Annotated in this window: 18 protein-coding genes and 1 pseudogene; 16 read left to right on the forward strand and 3 right to left on the reverse strand. The window is 36.2% G+C overall.

Going from position 1 to position 19,063, the window contains the following annotated elements:
* Nucleotides 1–23: 23 nt before the first annotated feature.
* Nucleotides 24–1,187 (forward strand): annotated as a pseudogene (locus tag BN1242_RS08165) (CDP-glycerol glycerophosphotransferase family protein); the annotation flags it as partial.
* Nucleotides 1,188–1,627: 440 nt separating this feature from the next.
* Entirely contained in the window at nucleotides 1,628–2,692 is a 1,065-nt protein-coding gene (locus BN1242_RS08170; protein ID WP_062354089.1) for a glycosyltransferase family 4 protein, read from the forward strand.
* A 194-nt stretch (nucleotides 2,693–2,886) separates the two neighbouring features.
* Here BN1242_RS08170 and BN1242_RS08175 read toward each other — a convergent pair whose 3' ends face one another.
* Together BN1242_RS08175 and BN1242_RS08180 are read right to left on the reverse strand one after the other, a co-directional pair.
* Nucleotides 2,887–3,849: an LCP family glycopolymer transferase gene (locus BN1242_RS08175; protein ID WP_338022889.1), complete on the reverse strand. Its 963-nt coding sequence runs from the start codon at nucleotides 3,847–3,849 to the stop codon at nucleotides 2,887–2,889.
* 119 nt (nucleotides 3,850–3,968) lie between these two features.
* Nucleotides 3,969–4,616: a YigZ family protein gene (locus BN1242_RS08180; RefSeq protein WP_062354094.1), complete on the reverse strand. Its 648-nt coding sequence runs from the start codon at nucleotides 4,614–4,616 to the stop codon at nucleotides 3,969–3,971.
* A gap of 882 nt (nucleotides 4,617–5,498) precedes the next feature.
* Between BN1242_RS08180 and BN1242_RS08185 the strand changes: the two genes are divergently transcribed.
* The 14 genes from BN1242_RS08185 to BN1242_RS08250 all read left to right on the forward strand — a co-directional run bounded on the left by BN1242_RS08185 (nucleotide 5,499) and on the right by BN1242_RS08250 (nucleotide 17,884).
* Nucleotides 5,499–6,641 (forward strand): sensor histidine kinase, encoded by a 1,143-nt coding sequence (locus tag BN1242_RS08185; RefSeq protein WP_062354097.1) that lies wholly within the window; start codon nucleotides 5,499–5,501, stop codon nucleotides 6,639–6,641.
* A gap of 135 nt (nucleotides 6,642–6,776) precedes the next feature.
* Nucleotides 6,777–7,478, forward strand: coding sequence for a response regulator (locus tag BN1242_RS08190; protein WP_062354102.1), 702 nt, complete (start codon nucleotides 6,777–6,779; stop codon nucleotides 7,476–7,478).
* 221 nt (nucleotides 7,479–7,699) lie between these two features.
* Nucleotides 7,700–8,548, forward strand: a complete 849-nt coding sequence (locus tag BN1242_RS08195) for a DegV family protein (RefSeq protein ID WP_062354105.1) — start codon at nucleotides 7,700–7,702, stop codon at nucleotides 8,546–8,548.
* Between the two features lie 142 nt (nucleotides 8,549–8,690).
* Nucleotides 8,691–10,199 carry an ATP-dependent helicase ComFA gene (locus tag BN1242_RS08200; RefSeq protein WP_238985114.1) on the forward strand — a complete coding sequence of 503 codons (1,509 nt, stop codon included), beginning with the start codon at nucleotides 8,691–8,693 and terminating at the stop codon, nucleotides 10,197–10,199.
* An 85-nt stretch (nucleotides 10,200–10,284) separates the two neighbouring features.
* A complete protein-coding gene (locus BN1242_RS08205; protein WP_238985115.1) occupies nucleotides 10,285–11,010 on the forward strand; it encodes a ComF family protein in 726 nt (241 codons plus the stop codon).
* Nucleotides 11,011–11,142: 132 nt separating this feature from the next.
* On the forward strand, nucleotides 11,143–11,565 hold the full coding sequence (locus BN1242_RS08210; protein WP_062354109.1) for a TIGR03826 family flagellar region protein: 423 nt from the start codon (nucleotides 11,143–11,145) through the stop codon (nucleotides 11,563–11,565).
* A 119-nt stretch (nucleotides 11,566–11,684) separates the two neighbouring features.
* The gene (gene flgM, locus BN1242_RS08215; RefSeq protein ID WP_062354113.1) at nucleotides 11,685–11,951 is read left to right on the forward strand and encodes a flagellar biosynthesis anti-sigma factor FlgM; all 267 of its coding nucleotides are present in this window, start codon (nucleotides 11,685–11,687) and stop codon (nucleotides 11,949–11,951) included.
* A gap of 37 nt (nucleotides 11,952–11,988) precedes the next feature.
* Nucleotides 11,989–12,471 (forward strand): flagellar protein FlgN, encoded by a 483-nt coding sequence (locus BN1242_RS08220; RefSeq protein ID WP_062354116.1) that lies wholly within the window; start codon nucleotides 11,989–11,991, stop codon nucleotides 12,469–12,471.
* A 72-nt stretch (nucleotides 12,472–12,543) separates the two neighbouring features.
* Nucleotides 12,544–14,112: a flagellar hook-associated protein FlgK gene (flgK, locus tag BN1242_RS08225; RefSeq protein ID WP_062354119.1), complete on the forward strand. Its 1,569-nt coding sequence runs from the start codon at nucleotides 12,544–12,546 to the stop codon at nucleotides 14,110–14,112.
* Nucleotides 14,113–14,229: 117 nt separating this feature from the next.
* A complete protein-coding gene (flgL, locus tag BN1242_RS08230) occupies nucleotides 14,230–15,111 on the forward strand; it encodes a flagellar hook-associated protein FlgL (RefSeq protein ID WP_062354122.1) in 882 nt (293 codons plus the stop codon).
* A gap of 147 nt (nucleotides 15,112–15,258) precedes the next feature.
* Complete coding sequence (locus BN1242_RS08235; RefSeq protein ID WP_338022892.1) at nucleotides 15,259–15,834, forward strand: DUF6470 family protein; 576 nt, start codon at nucleotides 15,259–15,261, stop codon at nucleotides 15,832–15,834.
* A gap of 50 nt (nucleotides 15,835–15,884) precedes the next feature.
* Nucleotides 15,885–16,331 (forward strand): flagellar assembly protein FliW, encoded by a 447-nt coding sequence (gene fliW, locus BN1242_RS08240; protein ID WP_062354129.1) that lies wholly within the window; start codon nucleotides 15,885–15,887, stop codon nucleotides 16,329–16,331.
* A 4-nt stretch (nucleotides 16,332–16,335) separates the two neighbouring features.
* Nucleotides 16,336–16,560 carry a carbon storage regulator CsrA gene (gene csrA, locus BN1242_RS08245; protein WP_062354132.1) on the forward strand — a complete coding sequence of 75 codons (225 nt, stop codon included), beginning with the start codon at nucleotides 16,336–16,338 and terminating at the stop codon, nucleotides 16,558–16,560.
* 148 nt (nucleotides 16,561–16,708) lie between these two features.
* Entirely contained in the window at nucleotides 16,709–17,884 is a 1,176-nt protein-coding gene (locus BN1242_RS08250; protein ID WP_062354135.1) for a flagellin N-terminal helical domain-containing protein, read from the forward strand.
* Between the two features lie 304 nt (nucleotides 17,885–18,188).
* Here the strand turns inward: BN1242_RS08250 and BN1242_RS08255 are convergent, their stop codons facing one another.
* Nucleotides 18,189–18,950 (reverse strand): hypothetical protein, encoded by a 762-nt coding sequence (locus BN1242_RS08255; protein WP_062354140.1) that lies wholly within the window; start codon nucleotides 18,948–18,950, stop codon nucleotides 18,189–18,191.
* Nucleotides 18,951–19,063: the final 113 nt, after the last annotated feature.

A 19,063-nucleotide genomic window follows, 5' to 3' on the forward strand; every position in this document is an offset into this window, starting at 1 on the left:
GTCAAGACTTTTTTATTTTTTTATACAAAATCACCTTTCAATTAGTAAGTCTTTTGCCTGCACGGAAAAACGTCATCATGTTTGAAAGTTTTCTCGGCAGACAATATTCTGATAATCCACGGGCGATTTATGAGTATATAAAAGAAAATTACCCACACTATAAAATGTATTGGAGTATTGATCCGAAATTTAAGCATAATTTTGACTCGAAAGATATAGTCCCTGTAAAACGTTTCTCGATAAAATGGCTATTTTTAATGGCAACAGCAAAATATTGGGTTACTAACAGCAGGATGCCGCTATGGATACCGAAACCAGCACATACTACCTATTTGCAAACGTGGCACGGCACCCCCTTGAAAAAATTAGCAGCCGATATGGAAGAAGTATATATGCCTGGAACGGATACAAATAGTTATAAGGTAGAATTTTATCTAGAATCAAGAAATTGGGATTATTTAATCTCACCTAACCCATACTCGACTAAAATATTTCGTCGTGCTTTCCAATTTGAAAAAGAAATCTTGGAAGTAGGTTACCCGAGAAACGATGTTTTATATAAAAAAAATAATGAAGACGCAATTCAGAAAATTAAAGAGCAGCTAAACTTGCCACAAGATAAAAAAATCATCTTATACGCACCGACATGGCGAGATGATCAATTTGTCGAAAAAGGGAAATATACCTTTGATTTACATTTGGATTTAGATCAAATGAAACACTTGGCAACTGACTATTGCTTAATTTTACGACTCCACTATTTAGTTGGAGAACAACTTGACTTATCGCCGTACAAAGAATTTGTTTTTGATTTTTCCAATTACACGGATATTCGGGAGTTATATTTAATTTCGGATGTTTTAGTAACCGATTATTCCTCCGTATTTTTCGATTTTGCTAACTTGAAGCGGCCGATGATCTTTTATACATATGATATCGAGGATTATCGAGAGCGGTTGCGTGGCTTTTATTTTGACTTAGAAAAAAATGCCCCTGGATCACTAGTCAAATCGACAGAAGAAGTAATTGCCGAAATTAAACGATTGGAAAACGAAAATTGGTCATTAGCTGAAAACTATGCGGATTTTTATGAAAAATTTTGTGCATTAGAATCTGGCCACTCATCACAGAAAGTGGTGGATCGCATTTTTTTAAAGGAAAATTCGTTACAAAAACAAAACGTATAAAGGGTGATTGTCTCCAGCCAATCTTTCGTTCGTGTTCGTGTAGCTTGCAAACGAATCTTAGACGGTGCTAAGTGATAGCCATAACCTTTATAACACCCTCTACAAAATACATTAATGTAACTTTTTTATTTATAGTACGTCTAATATGTTGGGGTAAGAAAGAAATGATAGAAAACCAACAAAACCAGTGGATTCATCGTTTCCTAAAGTTACCTGTCATAATTTAGCTTGTATATATTGTGAAGTTTGTTAGAATAAGGGTTGGTGTAAAAAGTAATATAAAAGAATGTTTTTCGCTTAATCAAGGATGATTGTAGCGGATTTTTCACCAACAAAGTGTTACAAAATAAGTAATAAAAATCGGATAAGTTATTTTATTGCGAAGATGTTTAAAGTGATGGAACATAATTGCCTTTAAACAGATTAAAGAGGGGATTCCAATGTTATTCCTAACATTTATTATAAGCTTATTTTCATCCATTTTCATAACTCCGTTTGTTATTAAATTTGCGAAAAAGACTGGATTCATGGACAAACCTAATGAACGGAAAGTGCATCAGCATGCTGTGCCATTACTTGGAGGTTTAGTAATTTATATTAGCTTTCTTATTGGCATGCTGCTTTTTAAACCAACACATCCCGGTCTATCAGCAATTCTTTTAGGAGGATTTATTATTTTAATCGTCGGTATTATTGATGATAAATATACTATATCACCAGGAGCGAAAATGCTTGGCCAGTTTCTTGCCGCAACAGTAATTATTTTTTACGGTGGCATCGATGTGGACTTTATTAATTTACCACTTGGTGGAGTGTTAGAATTTGGTTATTTAACAATACCGATCACTTATTTATGGATTATTGGTGTAACAAACGCGATTAATTTAATTGACGGCTTAGATGGATTATCCGCTGGAGTCTCGGCGATTGCTTTAATTGCTATGTCTGGAATGGCGTTCATTATGGCTGATTATTTCGTATTAACCGTCGGACTCATATTAGTCGGCAGTATTCTCGGATTTTTACCGTATAATTTTCACCCAGCGAAAATTTTTATGGGAGATACAGGAGCGTTGTTTTTAGGATTCATGGTTTCGGTGTTATCGATGTTAGGATTTAAAAATATTACGTTTATCTCCTTTGTTGTACCAATTTTAATTTTAGGAGTTCCACTTTCTGATACATTTTTTGCGATTGTCCGGAGAATTGTAAATAGAAGGCCAATATCGGCGCCAGATAAATCACATTTACATCATTGTTTATTAAAGTTAGGATTTAACCATCGGCAAACGGTTATACTTATTTATTCAATTAGTGCGATGTTTGCGATGTTCGCATTTATTTTTTCCATGACAACGGTGTGGGGATCAATCTTTCTCATCGCAATTATCTTGTTGTCGCTCGAATTAATGATTGAAAAAATTGGTTTAATTAACCAGCAATATAAACCGATACTACGCTTAATTGAAACGCTGAAAGTATCGACAAAATCGAGGAATCGGTAATTTTTGCAGAAGTGCCTCTATTTCCATTAGTGATGGTATAGAAGTGAAATAATGTTCACACTTGTGTGATGTCACTATTACAATGGAAGTTTTCGGGTGTGAGTGTATATTTATATAATAAAAAGGACTGTTTCAAAGTGATGAATACCATCTTTATAAGCTGGTTCAATCACCTTTGAAACAGTCCTTTCTCGTTAGTTGGATTGAGTTGTTGCTACTGTTTCTAAACCTAAATGTTGTTTTAACGTAGTAGAAATTTCTTGTACTGATGACTCATCTAGTGTGTAATAATAGACGCGATTAATGTACGTGTCGTCCCCTTTTAATGCTAATGAATCAATCGAATTTAAGGAACTCGCATATGGATGAAGAGCAACAATGTTTTGGAATGTTAAGTTCATTGTTAAATTGTTGCCAATTCCATCTAGTACGTCATCGTATTTCGTGATAGAGCTCAAGGATGCACTTTTTTCAATAATCGCTTTTATTACTTGTTTTTGACGATCACCACGACCGAAATCACCACGTGGGTCTTTTTTTCTCATTCGGACGAAAGCTAAAGCTTCTTCTCCATTTAACGTTTGAATACCTTCATTTAATGTAATGGCATTTTTCTTATCGGTACTATCCATCTCTTGGAAAGTAAATGGAACTTCAACTGTCACCCCACCAAGGGCATCGACAATGTCAATGAATGCAGTGAAATTTAATTTAACATAATAATCAACAGGAATATCAAAAAGATGTTCAACTGTATCAACTGCTAAGTCAACTCCGCCAAGAAAATGGGCATGATTGATTTTATCCACATAATAACCAGGTATTTCTACACGAGAGTCTCGTGGGATATGAAGCATTTTAATAGTTTTATCATCTTTATTGAAGGTAGCTAATATTAATACATCTGAACGCGAAAGAGTTTCACCTCCACGTTCATCCACGCCTATAAATAGTACCGAGAAATTGTCTTTTCCTGGATAGACAGGATTGATACGGCGCTCTGATTTCTCTCCTCTTTGTAGCTGTTGATGAGCTTCATTAGTGACACTGGCAACTTTTGATGCTAACTGCCACCCGTATATACCAATTCCAATGACAAGTGCTAGAAATGGGATTAACACCCACAACCATTTCCGTTTACGTTGTTTACGTTTCACACGACTATTCTCCATTTATCGTTTTTTCTCCTTTTTAATAAAGTTAGCAAACTACATATTTTTTCTGTATGCTAGTACACTATAAAGATATTTAAAGAAAGATACACTAATTAGATTAGTTATGCATCATTTTCGTTACAATCAATCTCCAAGTATTGCAAATTTCCTTCAATAATTTCTGCTTGTCCATTCGTTAACTCTGTCATCCAGTTCAAAAAATTCGGTTCATCACCATATTTAATAAACGTTTCGATTTCAACTTTGTCTAAGTAATGAATTTCCTTTATATCAAAAATTGATGAACGTAATTCATTTTCCACTTTCCCGAGCCAAGTATAATCGATAAAGGTGTGCATGACACGCATTAATTGACGTTTTACGACACCGATTGCGTTCAGACATTCGGAAGTGGCTCGACCGTATGCGCGTATTAATCCACCAGCACCTAGTTTAATGCCGCCAAAATAGCGGGTAACAACAACGACCGTATCTTTTATCTCACGCTTTTTTAATACTTCTAGCATTGGGACACCAGCGGTTCCACTCGGCTCACCATCGTCGTTCGCTTTTTGAATTTGATCATGCTCCCCAATTAAGTATGCGGAGCAATTATGTGTCGCATTCCAATGCTGTTTCTTTATTTGTAATATAAAGTCTTGAGCTTCCTCTTCCGTTTCTGCTCTACTAATATGGGCAATAAAACGCGATTTTTGTATAACGATTTCATGTTCTCCTGTCGTTTTTACTGTCAAATAATCAGTTCGCAACAATAATCGCCCCTTTCAAAAAAACTTCATGGCTACAACCATGAAAATAGGCTTTCAATCTGATAGGAAGCCATACTTCCTCTATTATAATTGTAGAAAAAAGGATGCGCAACTAATGAATTAATTTTCCAACAAACCACCAATGATAAGTCGAAACTCCTAAATTGCACGAACCCATTTTTAAATCATTTATCGATTGTTTTATGATAAAAGTCCAATATAATTAGAAATTCAGGAAAATTTTTAGGTATATTTCATTAAAACGGTTTATAAGTCTATTTTCGTGGTATTATATAAGAAATTATGACTAAACCGTGACAAAAGTTTCTTGTGCAAAAAGCGTCTGTTAAAACGAATGGTTCTTTTTTACATCTAGAACGCAGACTGTAACTGTCTGTTGGCTAAGCGCTCATCTTCCATCATGACTATGAAACGGAAATTAACCTTTAAAAAGAAACAAAATTACAAAAACAGCTATAAAAATGTGACACCGAAGCGGGAACTTTCCCGTTACCGATAAAAAAGTCCTATTTGTCCAACCTTTCACGTATATCTTAAGAATCATTTTTATACTAAACTAGTCTTTTCAGAATAATTATGCTAGTCATACTTATTACTTTCGCGTTACAATATATATTAATAGGTAAGAAGGAGTAGTAAAATCTGGGGTAACGGTTCTTTTTACCTTTATTTATAGTAATATTTGCTACATAAGAGATTACGATACTGGGATTCTTTAACATTTTGATCTTTGAATCACTAGTTTTTATATATGTTACAATATTCATATGCCTATCATGAAAAAACTCATTAGCATTGCATCGAGAATAATACGCAATTTTTCAAAAGGGTATCAGTCTTACCCTTTAAGGGGGGAGAAAAATGGCTATTAAGAGCTTAAATACGAAAGTATTGGATGAAATATTAGAGAAAATGATTTCCACGGTTGATAAAAGTAAAGATGAGATTTTTCAAATTGGAGAACAATGCCGTGTTGATTATGAATCGATCATTAATGAATTAAAAAAAATTAAGGAAAAAGTAGCAAGTGTGATTGATGAAGAGGAACGTTTAGACAAAGAAGTTCGTCAAGCACGTAAACGTCTGTCAGAAGTGAGTATGTATTTTCATAAATACAATGAAGAACAAGTAAGAGCTGCTTATGAAATAGCCCACTCCCTACAAACGAAACTAACAGTAACGAGACAACTAGAAAAACAACTTCGAGAAAGAAGAGATGAACTAGAGCGCAGATTAGTCGGACTGCAAGAAACGATTGATCGAGCAGATCACTTAGTAACACAAGTAAATGTCATCTTGAATTATTTAACAAATGATATAAAACAAATATCAGAGTATATTGCAGATGCAAAAGAGAAACAAGAATTTGGTCTGAAAATTATCGAAGCCCAAGAAGAGGAAAGAAAAAGGCTATCACGTGAAATCCATGACGGGCCTGCACAAATGTTAGCCCATGTGATGATGCGTTCGGATTTAGTAGAAAAAATGTATCGAGAAAGAGGCGTAGAAGAGGCATTACAGGAAATCCGCACGTTAAAGCAAACAGTTCGCGATGCCTTATATGAAGTCCGTCGTGTGATATATGATCTCCGTCCAATGGCATTGGATGATTTAGGTTTAGTACCTACCTTAAAAAAATATTTACAAACTGTAGAAGAGTACAACAAATCGGTGTATATTAATTTTATATATATCGGTGAAGATAAGCGAGTTCCTCCAAAGATGGAGATAGCCCTATTTCGTCTTGTACAAGAATCTGTTCAAAACGCTTTAAAACATGCGAATGCCACTAACATTGAAGTAAAACTTGAAATAAATTGCAAAGTGGTAATCGCACTAATCAAAGATAATGGATGTGGTTTTGATATAACAGAGAAAAAAGAAGGTACATTTGGGTTAAGAGGTATGAAAGAAAGAGTAGAATTACTTAGCGGTTCGTTTCACATTAAATCAAGCATCGGTAAAGGTACGACAATATTAATTCAAATCCCAATTACAGAATAAACACTAGTTCTTAAAGCGATAACTCTCGTATTAATTTTAAAAAATGGTCAAACTAAGGGGAATTCGTTTTTACCAATCAATGAAACAATAGTATATGGTGATGGTAAAAACTAGGGAGAACAGGAGGAGAACAATTTGAAAAAGACAAAAATCTTAATAATAGACGATCATCAATTGTATCGTGAAGGAATTAAAAAGATTTTAGAGTTTGAGAGCAGCTTAGAAGTGGTTGGGGAAGGAAAAGACGGAGATGAAGCAGTAGAATTAGTAAAATCGTTGAAACCAGATGTGGTCATTATGGATATTAATATGCCACATATGAATGGGGTGGAAGCGACAAGAGAACTAGTGCAAAAATACCCGAAAACGAAAATTATTATTTTATCTATTCATGATGACGAAACTTACGTTAGTCATGCATTGCAAACAGGTGCTAGCGGTTACTTATTAAAAGAGATGGATGTAGAATCGTTAATTGAAGCGGTGAAGGTCGTAGCCGATGGTGGTTCCTATTTACATCCAAAAGTAACCCATAACTTAGTGAAAGAGTACCGAAAACTAGCATGTGCAACAACAGTCAGTCAGCCAATCCACAGAACCTCCTATAGTAGAAATGCAGATATTAGAAGACCATACCATTTATTAACCCGTAGAGAATGTGAAGTGCTGCAATTATTAGCAGAAGGAAAAAGTAATAAAAAGATCGGTGAGACGTTGTATATTAGCGAAAAGACTGTGAAAAACCACGTAAGTAATATATTACAAAAAATGAACTGCATTGATAGAACCCAGGCCGTTGTAGAGGCAATTAAAAAAGGGTGGGTCGAGGTAGGTTAAAATCACTTTATCACATCATTAACACGATGTGATTTTTTACCTAATTTTGAAAACGTTAACAAAATGTACAAGTTCTGTATAACGTTATAGATGAATTTTTATCATTTTAAAGAGAAACTCGTTTAACTGCTCCTTCTATAAAGGAAAATGACTTTTCATGTCGAATAGTTTAAAATGGATTAGTCACGCTTAAAAAAATAGTGAAGAGAGGGTGGTATAATTTGGTAAAAACTGCTGTTGTCACAGATAGTACTGCATACATACCAGAAGAACTGCGAAAACAGTTAAATATTCAAATGGTTCCATTAAGCGTCGTCTTTGAGAATGAATCATATAAAGAAGAAGTGGAAATAACTGCCGATGATTTCTATGAAAAGGTAAGAACAACAGGGGTACTTCCTACAACTACACAACCGTCTACAGGAAATTTTGTCGACGTCTTTGAAGACTTATCTAAAAATTATGATGCAGTTATAAGCATCCATTTATCTAGCGGTATTAGTGGTACGTATCAAGGAGCAGTGACGGCTGGAACGATGGTTGAATCGATTAAAGTATATCCGTACGATTCGGAAATTAGCTGTATGATCCAAGGGTTTTACGTTATCGAGGCTGCAAAAATGGCAAAAGAAGGAAAATCACCAGAAGAAATATTGGCGAAACTCGACGAATTAAAAAAATCTGCCCGTGCTTATTTTATGGTAGACGATTTATCGAATTTACAACGTGGTGGTCGTCTTTCAGGTGCACAAGCATTAATTGGTAGCTTATTGCAAGTAAAACCACTGCTACACTTTGTAGACAAAGTAATCGTTCCATTCGAAAAGATTCGTACAAGGAAAAAGGCAATGAATCGAATCGTTGAACTGATAGGCGAAGATGCAAAGTCAGGAGAACCGTATCAAGCTGTTATTATACATGCATTACGGGAAGAAGAAGCACTAGAATGGAAAAAAGAATTAGAAAGCCTATATCCGAATGTTGAATTTTCCATTAGCTACTTCGGTCCGGTTATTGGCACCCATTTAGGTGAAGGTGCAATGGGTATGGGCTGGATGAAGAAACTGTAATAATAACGTATTTTTATTCATTTAGATAAAGGTTCGGACTAATATTATTTTATATGTATTAAGGATGATGAAGGGCAAATAGCCTAAAAAGATTTTGTCCTTCATTTATTTCATTTAGAAAATAGCGAGGAGGTATGTATGATTGATTCACGAAAAGATTAATACATTATTCGTGTCATCTAGTGGCGGTACTGATGAAAAACGAAGTATTCCCCCCTTTAATAGAACTCAACACCCCCAGTCAAACAAACTTCATGAAAAAAATTCCATCAATCAATCACCTTTTCTTGTAAAATTACAACACCACTTATCAGGCAGGCAACTTTTAGCCGAAGAAATCCCTTTTCCAATCGAAGAAATCCAACAGCATATTAAAGCTGGCTTTATCGAAGCGGTATCAGGTATCACTTATACCGATAATCACTATCGCTGTCACCGTTGCGGTAACGAAGAACAACGACTGTTATGCCAATATCCGTGTTATCACTGTCAAAAGCAATGCACGTACTGCCGGAAATGTATCATTATGGGAAAAATTACCGAATGTAAAAAACTTTATCGCTGGATAGGTCCTCCACCACGTTTTCGTTATGAACATGCCCTTCAATGGGAAGGCACCCTTTCCCCATCCCAAGCGAAAGCTTCCGAAAAAATCGTGTCGGCAATTCATGAGCGTTCCGAGCTATTAGTTTGGGCGGTATGTGGAGCAGGTAAAACAGAAATGCTGTTTGCTGGGCTAAATGAAGCTCTCCGACTCGGTAAAAGAACGGCGATTGCAACCCCGAGAACCGATGTTGTACTAGAATTATTTCCCCGCATTAAACAAATTTTCCCAGAAGTTCCCGTCACTGCTCTTTACGGAGGCAGCCAAGACCGAAATACATTTTCCCCAATTACTATTACAACTACCCACCAATTAATCCGGTTTCACGAAGCATTTGATGTCATGATCATTGATGAAGTGGATGCGTTCCCGTATTCCGCAGAAGCAATCCTCCAATTTGCCGCAGAAAAGGCTCGTAAACCTAATAGTACATTAATTTTTCTAACAGCTACTCCAAGTGCAGAATGGCAAAAAGAATGTACGAACGGCAAAAGGAATCATATTATTTTACCGGCAAGATTTCATCGTCACCCGTTACCAATTCCTCGATTTATTTGGACGGGAAACTGGCGCAAAGCTTTTTCAAAAAACAAAATTCCCATACCAATTCGGAACTGGTTTATACACCGGTTAGAAATTGGTAAACAAGCGTTTATTTTCTTTCCCCATATTGAATTGATGGAACAAGCCTTGCCATTATTTCAACAATATGACGGAAAAATAATGGCGGTACATGCGGAAGACCCAGACAGAAAGGAAAAAGTTCAAGCAATGCGTACTGGAGAAATCCCGATTTTATTGACAACGACCATTTTAGAAAGAGGGGTAACCATTCCGAATATAGATGTAGCAGTAGTTGGCGCGGAAGATGATACATTTACTGAAAGTGCTCTCGTACAAATTTCTGGAAGAGTAGGACGCAACCCGAAATATCCAACAGGAGATATCGCTTTTTTTCACCAAGGAAAAACGAAGGCAATGGTAAGAGCGCGTAATCAGTTATTACGAATGAACACTGCTGCAAAAAAACAAGGGCTCATTTATTGAATGACAAGGTAATGTAAGAACAAAAATTACGAGAATTATTCGGTTAACATTCTCTCATTTTGTACGATATAGAAAGAGAGGTCGTGTGACATTGAATTTTTATCAGCAAGATTACTGTTTACTTTGTGATGATGAAATGACGCCAACGATTAGTTGGAACTATTTTTTCATCGATCAAGAGAAGAAATATGTATGTGAGAAATGTGAAAGAAAGTTAGAAAAGTTAGCTGAACCTACGTGCAACATATGCTCCCGTTCTTTAATAAATTTGGATGAAAAATTTAAGCGAGAAAATACATGTTACGATTGTATCCGGTGGGAAAATTCCCTCGAATGGCAAGGGACATTAACGAAAAACTTTTCACTATTCACTTATAATGAATTTTTAGCGGAAGTAATTGCCCTTTTTAAATATCGTGGGGATTATGAAATAGCTAAAATATTTTCAAAAAGAATTAGAACTATTTTAGAGACATTAGCTTTTGATTACGTCGTGCCAATTCCTTTAAGTGAGGAACGGTTACAGGAGCGGGGCTTTAATCAGGCGGAAGCATTAGCCACGGCAGCAAACATTGAAACGACCGCCCTGTTAACACGCATTCATTCTGAAAAACAATCAAAAAAATCACGCCAAGAACGAATAAGCCTTCCACAAGTATTTTCCTTGCAAAAAGCATGTGATTTGGAAGGGAAAATGATTGTTTTACTAGATGATATTTACACGACTGGTTCAACGTTACGGCAAGCGGCGAAACTATTAAAACAACGAGGGGCAGGGAAAGTGTTTTCCATCACAATCGGTAGAGGGTAACACTATTTGCGCGACCTTCCCCTGTTGGTTGTATAATAAAAGGTAGAGAACAAACGGATATTTAATATTGAAAACTTTCATCAAAAACAAAAAGCTATAGTTGAGATAAGAAAACGAAAGGGGAAAGCAACAATGGGACTAGAAAATTGTGCTAATTGCGGCCAGTTATTTGTAAAAAATTCCATTCGGGATATTTGTGAAAATTGCTATCGGGAAGAAGAAGCAGCTTTTGAAAAGGTAAATGTCTTTTTGAAAAAACGCGAAAATCGTACAGCTTCGATGGTGCAAATTATTAACGAGACAGGTGTAGAAGAAGCATTAATTTTAAAATTTATTAAAAAAGGACGAATTCGCCTCGTTCAGTTTCCAAACTTAGCCTATCCGTGTGAAAAATGCGGCCGGCCTATTAAAACTGGAAAAATATGCGAAACTTGTATGAAAGAACTACGTACGGATTTAGATAGTTTTGAAAAAGAGCGAGCGAGACAAGCAGAAATCGCTGAACGGGAAAAAACGTACTTTACCATGGACGAAACCGCTCGTCGGAAAAAGTAATAACAATAATTACCGTTAAACAATTGATAAATAATACTAAACAAAACGGTTTTTGAGACGATAAAATAAATAAGTACAAGAACGTCAAGTGACTCTACAAGTGAAAGAGAGGGTTCATAATGAAAATTACTAACTTTGGACCGAACGGCATTAATCCATATAAAAAACCATTAGTAAAAACGGATAGTAACATCGGTAAGCGAGACAGTAAAAGTGATCAAATAGAAATATCCGAAGAAGCATTGAAACTTCAGCAACAAGCACAAACAGATCCAGCGAGACAAGCAAAGATTGCCGAAATTAAACAACAAATTGAAACTGGCACGTACAGAGTGGATCATCAACAACTGGCAAAAAGTATTCATCAATATTACAAAGATAAATAGTGATGTGCGAAAAATTTTTAGAAAAGGGTGAGGTCTAATGACATGGAAACCTTTCATTACTACATTGTTAAAATTAATTCAACTATATGAGAGCTTATATACGATCGCCAAAAACAAATCAGAAGTGATAAAAAATGGTGACCTCGACGCCCTAAACCAAATAATGAAATCAGAGCAAACACATATAACTGCAATTACTGCGTTAGAAAATGAACGGCTTAACTGGACTAAAAATCTAGCAGGATATGAAACAGCAACTTTACTTGATTGTATTCAGTTAGCATCAGGAAGTGAGAAAGAAAAACTAACCGAAATTCACGAAGAACTTTCTGAGCTGTTACAAAAGTTGAAAGCCCAAAATGAGTTGAACCAACAACTGATTCATCAATCATTGCAATTCGTTAATTTTTCACTGAATATGCTCCTACCCCAACCGGATAATGTAACTTATGGACCACAGCAGAAGAAAAACCAATCTACTAGTTACAATCATACTTCCGTCTTTAATTCACGAGTGTAATTTTGAATTGGGATAGGAAACTGTGTTTATCGATTTTCACTTTGCTTAGGCAAAGATACGGAGGTACAAACAATGATTCCGACATTTCACGGATTAGAAACGGCGAAACGGGGGTTAAACGCCCAACGTTCCGCTTTATATACGACTGGTCATAATATTTCCAATGCCAATACGCCAGGTTACACGAGACAACGAGTGAATTTCACCCCATCAAATCCCTATCCAGGAACTGGCATTAATCGCCCTGGTATTCCGGGACAATTAGGGACAGGGGTTGAAGCAGGTACGATTCAGCGGGTACGGGAAAGCTTTCTCGATGTGCAATATCGCTTAGAAAATAACAAATTAGGTTATTACAGCTCCTTAAACACTTCTTTATCAAAAATGGAAGATATTATGAACGAACCGACAGATAGCGGTCTCCACAGTGTGATGGAAAAGTTTTGGAGCTCGCTTCAAGATTTAACGAATCACACAGAAAACACAGGGGCACGGGAAGTAGTTGCTTCAACTGGTGAAATGGTCGCAGATACATTGAACTATTATTATAATTCATTAGTTCGTGTAAAGAATGACATTGGTAATGAAATTAATGTAAAAGTAAATGATATTAATAGAATGATTGAGCAAATTAATCAATTGAATGAACAAATTGCTAGTATCGAACCACACGGTCAGTTACCTAATGATCTATACGATAAGCGTGACTTACTTGTCGATGAATTATCAAAACAAGTGAATATTAAAGTTACGAATATTATTCCAAAAAACTACGGAAAAAATGAACCGTCCGCAGTGGGGCTCTATCAAATTGAACTAGTTCAAAAAGATGGTTCTCCTTACTCACCACAGGCGACATTAATTACTGTTGATCGTGTTTCGGGGAGAACAGGAAAAAATAATCTCGTCGTGATGGATAAAGATAACAATGCGGAAAGTTATCGGAGCGAAATTGCTACCGTGAAAGTCGGCGATATTACGTTAAATAACCTTCAATTCTCCGGAGAACTCGCTGGATTAATAGAAAGTTACGGCTACTCTACGGATAGCGGATCTAAAGGCTATTACCCTGAGATGATAGAAAAGATTAATAATTTAACGAAGGCATTTGCCAATGAATTTAACGCAGTTCATAAAAATGGTTATGCTTTAGGAGCAACAGAAAAATCAGATCGGGACTTTTTCGAATATGATGAAAAAAATCCGGCACTAACTATTCGAGTCAATCAAGCAATCGTACAAGATCCTGCTCTTATTGCTGCTGGTAGTAAATCCGGTGACTCTGGTGATAACGGTAATGCAGCTGCACTGGCAAAAGTGAAATCAAAAAACTTCAATGATTACTTAACAAAAGTAGATGTTCCCGCGGGGATGAACGGTTCGATAGATTCGTATTATGCAGGAATCATCGGAAATCTCGGTGTATCGTCACAAAGTGTGAATAAAGATATGGAAAACTCCCAAATATTGTTAGATTCCGTCGATTATAATCGGTCCTCGATTAATGGAGTTTCTTTGGATGAAGAAATGACTAATTTAGTCACTTTCCAACATGCTTATAACGCTTCAGCTCGAATGATTACCGTCATTGATGAAATGATTGACAAAATTATTAACGGTATGGGTGTAGTAGGGAGGTAAACGCTAATCTTTGTTTCTTTCTTATTTTACGCAGTAGATGGGATGGCTTCTCTTTTATATAATTAGTGAACACAATAGTTTTTTAATATAGAAGGTTATCTTAAAGGTGGTGGAATAATGCGAGTCACCCAATCGATGTTATCAAACAATATGTTGCGAAATTTAAGCAGCAGCTATCAAAAACTAGGGAAATTACAAAACCAATTAAATTCACAAAAGAAAATAACAAAACCTTCCGATGATCCGGTTGTAGCAATGCTTGGCCTTGGCTATCGTTCCGAGTTAAATCGAGTTCAGCAATATAATCGAAACATAAGCGAAGTGAAAAACTGGGTTGACACGACTGATGATGCTATCGGTCATGGTGTGAAAGTGATACAAAGAATTCGTGAACTTGTTGTACAAGGATCCAATGGCACGCTTGAATCATCCCAACGACAGGCAATTGGTGTCGAAGTCGAACAGTTAAAAAATCAACTAGTTACGATTTCAAATACACAAATTGGCGGAAAATATATTTTTAATGGAATAAAGACGAATGATCGTCCTGATGGCAAGTTTGAGGAACTTTCCCCAGAAGAGGGATTTATTAATCTAGAAATTTTTGAAGGAATAACGATGCCTGTGAATGTGAAGGGCAGTGATTTATTTGGGAATATGTTGGAAGAAGATGGTTCTATCCAACAGTTAGTCCAAGCATTAAATGATCCGGAAACAACTGATGTGGAAATTGGTGAGTTTTTGGACAAAGTAGACAATGAAATGGATCGCTTTTTAAGATATCAAGCAGATGTCGGTGCGAAGCAAAACCGTGTGGAGCTAATGGAAGACCGCCTCGCCCAACAGGAAATTATCTCTACAAAAGTTTTATCAGAAAATGAAGATGTCGATATTGAAAAAGTTATTATTGAACTAACAACACAAGAATCAATTCACCGTGCCGCACTAAGTGTCGGTGCACGAATCATCCAACCTTCATTACTAGACTTTTTACGATAAGCTATTCCCAACAAAAGGATAGCTTTTCTTTTTAATAGGAAGTTTTTTTACCATTTATCTTGTCCTAACACCTACATAGTGAAGTAATTTTTCACAGGAATGAAGAAAAGTCACGTAGGAAACTATTAAATGAATGAAGAGGTATGTATGATGAAACTCCCTCAAATTCAAATTCAATCAACCGATATGAAGATTGCACTTCATACGATTAAAAGCGTTCAAAGGATTGAACAGCCAAAGCCTGTAATGGAGATAGAACAACCTAATGCAGATGTGAAAATAGAGACGTCACCTGGAAAACTGACTATTGATCAGTCAAAAGCATGGGCTGATATGGGTTATAAGTCTTCGGCAATCATTACTGAGGAAGCAGCAACAAAAGGAATGCAAGACGCGATGAGTGGGATAGAGCGGAGACGACGCCAAGGTGATGAAATGATGAAAATTGAATATGGCGGGAATCCCTTTGCCTCACAAGCAATAGAAAACGGGAATAAGCCAGACATGCAATTTAATATTGGTTGGATTCCATCACCTGGTAGTGTGAAACTTCACTATCAACCGGCAAAGGTCCATATAGATGTACAAGAAAATAAACCACAAATTACTGTCCAACAACAGAAAGTAATCCATGACTATACACCTGGAAAAGTCGATATCACCATTGAACAATGGAATTCATTAAAAATTGACTTTTTACATTTATTTGAGGAAACAATATAAGGTAAAATAGAATAACTAGACGGTTAAGAAAAAGCGAGCAGGTGAATACGTTGAAAATCAACACTAAATATTTTGGAGAAATCGAAATACAAGAGAGCGACATCATTACATTTGAAACAGGAATTCCCGGCTTTTTAATGGAAACAGAGTTTGTAATTTTACCGTTGTCGGACGATAAAGTATTCCATGCGATGCAATCAGTAAAAACAGCGGAACTTGCATTCGTCATCACGAACCCATTTTTATTTTTTCAGGAATATGATTTTTCATTAGAAGATAGTGTCGTTGAGCAACTTGCCATCGAAAGAGTAGAAGAGGTTCAAGTGTATAATATACTAACGGTGCGGGATCCATTACCTGACACAACAGCTAATTTACAAGCACCTATTATTATTAATTCGAAAAATAATTTTGCAAAACAGGTGATTTTAAATAATACCGAATATCAAACAAGACATCACATATTTGAGAAAACACCTGCACAACAAAAGGGGTGATTGGATGCTAATCTTATCGAGAAAAAAAGGCGAAGCAATTCAAATTGGTGATGGCATCCAAATCCAAATAGTATCGATCCAAGGTGATCAAGTAAAAATCGGTATCGAAGCTCCGAAAAATGTAGAAATTTACCGGCAAGAAATATATGCCCAAATCCAGGAAGAAAATAAACGGGCTGTAGCCACCACTAGTCTAATCGACCTAATCAAAAAGTCCCAAACAAAATAAAAAATTTCAACGGAAGACTAAACATCTTCCGTTTTTTGTCGATATAAGAATTGTAAGGGCAAAAGGGGGCGGCCGACCTCAATTAGCCTAGACAAAATAACATGGCTCACAAGGACGTGAACCGACAAATTTCAAGGAGGAAATAATAATGAGAATTAATCACAACATTGCAGCATTGAATACGTATCGTCAGTTGGGTAGTGCTCAAGCAGGGCAAATGAAATCAATGGAGAAATTATCTTCAGGACTTCGTATTAACCGCGCAGGGGATGACGCAGCAGGATTGGCAATCTCTGAAAAAATGCGTGGACAAATTCGCGGATTAGACCAAGCTTCTGCGAATGCTCAAGATGGTATTTCCTTGATTCAAACTGCAGAGGGTGCTCTGAATGAAACTCACAGCATACTACAACGTATGCGTGAACTAGGTGTACAAGGGTCTTCTGAATCCTTAACTACTGATGACCGCAATGCGATTTCTGAAGAAGTAACTGCTCTTAAAGCCGAAATTAACAATATCGCAGAAGGTACTAAATTTAACACTAAGCAATTACTAAATGGTGGTTTAGCTGCAAAGGTTAATGCTTCAACATTTGATAAAAGCACTACATTAACAGCAACTAATGGTATTGCTAATATTGAGGTAACAGGTGCTAGGGTAAAAGATGCTGGTGGAGAAGATAATGCGAAGTATCAAATAAACTATGATGATTCCGCAAAAACAATGACTGTTGAACGATACAATTATGCAGGAAATACCTTAGAAGCATCTCAAACAATAAATATTGATATGTCTGCAGCTGGTGCATTTGACACGAAAGATGTTGATTTTTCTTCTTTAGGTATTAAAGTTACTGTTAATGCAAACCTTGCAGATGGTATAGGTGGAACTAATGGTACCTATGCTGCTGCAAATGCCTTTGAATTAACAGGTTCTGACATGAAAATATCTATTGGCGCAAACGGTGAAGAAATTAGCTTTGGTATTGATGCCATGGACACTGATGGGTTAGGAATTACTAATAGTACTGTAGATAATTATACAAATGCTAAATCATTTGTAGAGGCCATGGATACTGCAATTACAAAGGTTTCTACTCAGCGTTCTAAATTAGGTGCCGTTCAAAACCGATTAGAGCACACAATCAACAATTTAAGCACATCTTCTGAAAACCTAACAGCTGCGGAATCTCGTATCCGTGACGTTGATATGGCGAAAGAAATGATGGAACAAACGAAGAACTCAATCTTAGCACAAGCTTCACAAGCAATGTTGGCTCAAGCGAACCAACAACCACAAGGAGTTCTACAACTTCTTCGTTAATTTTTAGAACAATTCAAGGGAACTCTAGATTTTCTAGGGTTCTCTTTTTATGTTCTAAAGGAACGATATGGATGGTTAAAGAACAATAAGTATTTGACTCTTTTCAAAGAGATTGTTGCTTTTTATTAAAAAGTAACCCTTGTTGATAGAAACGGAAGGAAGCCACGAAGACTCGAAAAAATCTATGACTTTGTTCCTACGATCTGTCTCTTCCGTAGCTTTTCTTGTCTAGTATTTCCTAGTACGTATAATTTTGTGGCAATTTGAAAAGGGAAACTAAAATATGCTCTCAAATCTTCAATACTTAACGAAATCTTCCGCTTATGACTAAAGAGGTTTTTTTGAACTCTTTATAATGGCCTGAAGCGGTTGCTTGCTTTTCTTTTAAGATAGCGACAATGTCGGCATTAATACCGAAGTCATCCGTTATTTCGACAGTTAGCTTAAATGTTTTTAATTGCCGATTGATTCGCTCAATTGCAATTTGCCGCCATTGTGCTTCGTGTTTATACCAATAAATATCATCTGGAATAAAAGGTGGCTGGCTGCTAGGTTCATATGTTGTTTGAAAATCCATTCTTTCGTTTCGGTTAGAAGTGTAACTATTGTTGCTTGACAATTTTCCATATGTAAATCCGATGTCCGCATTTTTATGTATTTCTTCATTAAAAAATACATTTATTTCTGCTGCTCCTAATGAGCGTAGGAGATACATAGCTTCGTAAATTTTATGATTTGCCATTTCTTGATGAAAGTCATCTACTCGGTAATATCTTCGCGTATCAATTGGGTTACAGATATAGGTTGTATTATTAAGAGGAATCCCATCTTCTGGAAACAAGACTCCATAAACCTGGCTTCGTGTGCATTTGTATGTTTGTGATTCAATTCTATTTTTCATTGTCTTGTTTTTTATTGCTTTTGCTACCTTTAGTCCTTTTCCGACAATTGGATTTGTCAGTGAAACCATTTCCGCCATATCTAACATGAGAAGGGGCTCATCTTTGATTATATGAATATATTTTCTTTCCTCGTAAGGAAGGTCGAGTAAGTAAGGTCTCTCCATCTAGTATGCTCCTCCATATATTTCACTCTTTTATATAATTATTGTATTACATTTACAGTTTCAATTCATTACATTGGATGAAATAATAGGACTGGGAGTAAAAAATTCGAAAA

It is taken from the genome of Bacillus kwashiorkori (assembly GCF_001375515.1).
Classification (GTDB): domain Bacteria; phylum Bacillota; class Bacilli; order Bacillales; family Caldibacillaceae; genus Bacillus_BK; species Bacillus_BK kwashiorkori.

Coding starts and splice junctions, on each gene's coding strand:
- BN1242_RS08220 (WP_062354116.1), top strand. CDS start 11,989: ATGACATGGAAACCTTTCATTACTACATTGTTAAAATTAATTCAACTA.
- csrA (WP_062354132.1), top strand. CDS start 16,336: ATGCTAATCTTATCGAGAAAAAAAGGCGAAGCAATTCAAATTGGTGAT.
- BN1242_RS08185 (WP_062354097.1), top strand. CDS start 5,499: ATGGCTATTAAGAGCTTAAATACGAAAGTATTGGATGAAATATTAGAG.
- BN1242_RS08250 (WP_062354135.1), top strand. CDS start 16,709: ATGAGAATTAATCACAACATTGCAGCATTGAATACGTATCGTCAGTTG.
- flgM (WP_062354113.1), top strand. CDS start 11,685: ATGAAAATTACTAACTTTGGACCGAACGGCATTAATCCATATAAAAAA.
- BN1242_RS08210 (WP_062354109.1), top strand. CDS start 11,143: ATGGGACTAGAAAATTGTGCTAATTGCGGCCAGTTATTTGTAAAAAAT.
- flgL (WP_062354122.1), top strand. CDS start 14,230: ATGCGAGTCACCCAATCGATGTTATCAAACAATATGTTGCGAAATTTA.
- flgK (WP_062354119.1), top strand. CDS start 12,544: ATGATTCCGACATTTCACGGATTAGAAACGGCGAAACGGGGGTTAAAC.
- BN1242_RS08235 (WP_338022892.1), top strand. CDS start 15,259: ATGATGAAACTCCCTCAAATTCAAATTCAATCAACCGATATGAAGATT.
- BN1242_RS08170 (WP_062354089.1), top strand. CDS start 1,628: ATGTTATTCCTAACATTTATTATAAGCTTATTTTCATCCATTTTCATA.
- BN1242_RS08255 (WP_062354140.1), bottom strand. CDS start 18,950: ATGGAGAGACCTTACTTACTCGACCTTCCTTACGAGGAAAGAAAATAT.